This is a genomic window from Luteolibacter pohnpeiensis, from assembly GCF_016595435.1.
GTDB classification, from domain to species: domain Bacteria; phylum Verrucomicrobiota; class Verrucomicrobiia; order Verrucomicrobiales; family Akkermansiaceae; genus Luteolibacter; species Luteolibacter pohnpeiensis.
This window is the reverse complement of the sequence record NZ_JAENIJ010000086.1, coordinates 1-2636: the sequence shown is the minus strand read 5'-3', so window position 1 is coordinate 2636 and position 2636 is coordinate 1. Positions and strand designations below refer to the sequence as shown.

Sequence of the window (2636 nt, the reverse complement as noted above, 5' to 3'; positions counted from 1 at the left end):
AAGTTCGGCCGTTCGACCTCTTCCTCGGTGGCATCCGGAATGAGAGAGGAAAGCGTTTCCTGATCGAGCCACCAACCGGCCCCAAGTGCGGAGAAGCGGGAGCCAAAAGAGACGCCTGAAATCTCGGTCGGTTCTTCCACGATGCCCCGGAAGTAACAGACGCCATCGAGCCAGAGGCTGATTTCCTGGCCTTGTTCCGGGAAAATCTCCCCCGCTCCATCGATCTCGCGGAAGGCTTGATTCCATGACGCCGAATCGATTCCCGCGCCTCTGCCGACCTGCAGGGTCCAGCCGGTTCCAAGTTCACGGATTTCGCGCTCGGTTTCGTCTAACTGCTTTCCAGCTTCACCAATGATCGTCCAGGGCATGAAGCGATCATCGGAGCCGACCGGGCCATTAGCTATTCGCCGGAGTGGTCCTTTGCAGAATGTGAACCAGAATGCATCGTCGAGTGCTCAGATGTAATTTGATCAATAGTCTGTTGAAGTTTTTCACCCCCGACCTTCTCTCTCTCTTCGTTCGACCAAGTAATATCTTCCAAGATAATTCCACCCCAAGTAACAGTAGCTCTTACCTTGCCGTCGACGGTTTCATAAAACCCATATGGCTTTCCTTCACGTGCATCTGGAGCTTTTAAATCCCAACTTGAACCTCCGCTATTCAATCTGAGAATCTGCTCAATTTGATTTGCTGATAACCGTGGACCTGTAGGTGTAAGAGATTCGTTTACATAAGTGTAATCCTTTAAGCGATAGGACACGGCAACACACACTCCCTTTGAGTAACGGCAGCCAATTTCTAATCCCCCTGGAAAAAACTTATCCTTTTGTGGTGTTGATTCAACTGCCTCACCATATCGGCTTCGACAATCTGTGATTGTTCCTCCGATTTCACCAAAAAGAGCTGTAGTCATCAGCAAACTCGTCACACATACTCTCAACATGCCTCTATGAACTTCCTCTCCCAGCATTCGATCAAGTTCTAAAGCATCATCAGTCGATCCCTTGTATATGATTTGCCCTGATTCTTTGGGCATCAGCCTCGGACTTGAGCTGTTCTAAAGTGGACTCGAATACTCTCAGGGTCTCCAGCATCGTTCTCGTAATACCCGTTAGGCCTTCAATCCTTGTCCCCAACGTGCTGGCAATCAGCTGAGTGTCCGCAGTCAGCTTGACCATCTCATCATTATTCAGATTGTTATCGGACAAAGATTGTTTGGTCCGTTCCACCGCCTCTTTTTGTGAGGCTGTGATCTGCGCCTGCTGATCTGACAGTGCGTCGATTTGCCCGACCAATAGAGAAGCGTCCTGGGCTGTGACCTGATTCTTTGCGAGCACACTGCGGAAGATTTCCAGTGCCTTGTGCTGGCTCTCGGATTGCTCCTGCAATGGTCCAGCGACGGTTTCGATGTCTTGCGCCATTTGCGCCTGTTCCTGAGCATCGATGCCACCACGGAAGGCATCACGGATGCGTTGCAGCGCTTGCTGCTGGACCGCCGTCATCTCCTTGGTGCCGTTCTCGACGGCCTCAATGAGCTGCCGTGCGGCTTCCACCATTTCCTTCTGACCTTCATCCGTCACCCGGGATTTGGCTTCACTGAACTGGGCGAGGGCTTCGCGGATTTGCTGCTCTCCGATCTGCCGGGTCAGCTCTGCGTTTTTTGCTGCGGAATCCGCTGATTCGCGTGCCGCTTCGGCTTCCTTACGGGCCTGATCGATCTCATCGCCCGAGGACATGCCGCGCTCTTCGAGCAGCTTCACCTTGCCTTCCTTGTGGCTTGCGTCCTCGTCTTTGAGGTTGGCTTGAGCCTGGGCAAGGTTGGCCTTCTGCTCGATCGCTTCAATACGTCGGCGTAGCTCGCTGATGGCATCGACCGAGGCAACCGCGCCACGGTTTGCACCGTTATCCAGAGCCGCTACCGAGGCGGCATGTTGCTCCGCTGCCTCCGCGTTGCGGCGGGCTGTTAGAAGCTCGTTCTGCCGACGCAGTTCGTCATTGGCCGACTTGATCGCCTTTTCCTCGCGGCCGTAAAATTCCTCAAGCCTTTGATTTGCAAGCGTGGTCCGCCGCTCTTCCAGGGCACGGGTGTAGGCGAGTAGCGATTCCTTGGCCAGTTTCTCCTTCTCCCCTGCCTTTTGCAGATCCTGAGTCATGCTTTCAAATGCATGATTGAGCGGACCTGTTAGAAGTCCGACCAGTCCGCCAACTGCCGCGCCAAATGGACCGCCGACCGCAAAGCCCTGTGCAGCTGTCGATACCGCGTTGCCTACGCTATCGAGGCCAGAGGAAATATTCCCGAGGGTTTTCGATATTTTGGGATCCGCCTCCTGCAACGAAGTGGAAGCCGATTTCACCACGTCGGCGATTCGCGAAATCCCGTTGCCGATCTCCGCCGCAAGCTGCGCCCTTTGCAAACTCACCAACCGATCGAGCTTGTCGCCGGATTCCTCCGAGGCTTCGCCCATTTCATCAAGTGCCTGCTCAAGTTCGCTGAGCTTCCGCTCGGTATCGTCTGCCGCTGATTCTGTCCGGCGCAGTGACTCCTCGAGCTGGGTATTGGCGGCGACGCGTTCGGTGACTTTTGAGGTATCGATTCGTATCGTGCCTTCGCCGGAAGCTTCGGCACCGCCACCGGT

At 54.5% G+C, this 2636-nt stretch carries 3 protein-coding genes; all 3 read right to left on the bottom strand.

Translation table 11 applies throughout. The features are described from left to right. Positions 1–368: hypothetical protein (locus JIN85_RS20055; RefSeq protein ID WP_200274197.1), on the bottom strand; the 368-nt coding region annotated here is incomplete at its 3' end. 32 nt (positions 369–400) lie between these two features. Continuing rightward, positions 401–1036 carry a hypothetical protein gene (locus JIN85_RS20050; protein ID WP_200274195.1) on the bottom strand — a complete coding sequence of 212 codons (636 nt, stop codon included), beginning with the start codon at positions 1034–1036 and terminating at the stop codon, positions 401–403. Continuing rightward, a partial coding sequence (locus tag JIN85_RS20045; RefSeq protein WP_200274193.1) for a hypothetical protein occupies positions 993–2636 on the bottom strand: 1644 nt, incomplete at its 5' end. The genes JIN85_RS20045 and JIN85_RS20050, both read right to left, overlap by 44 nt.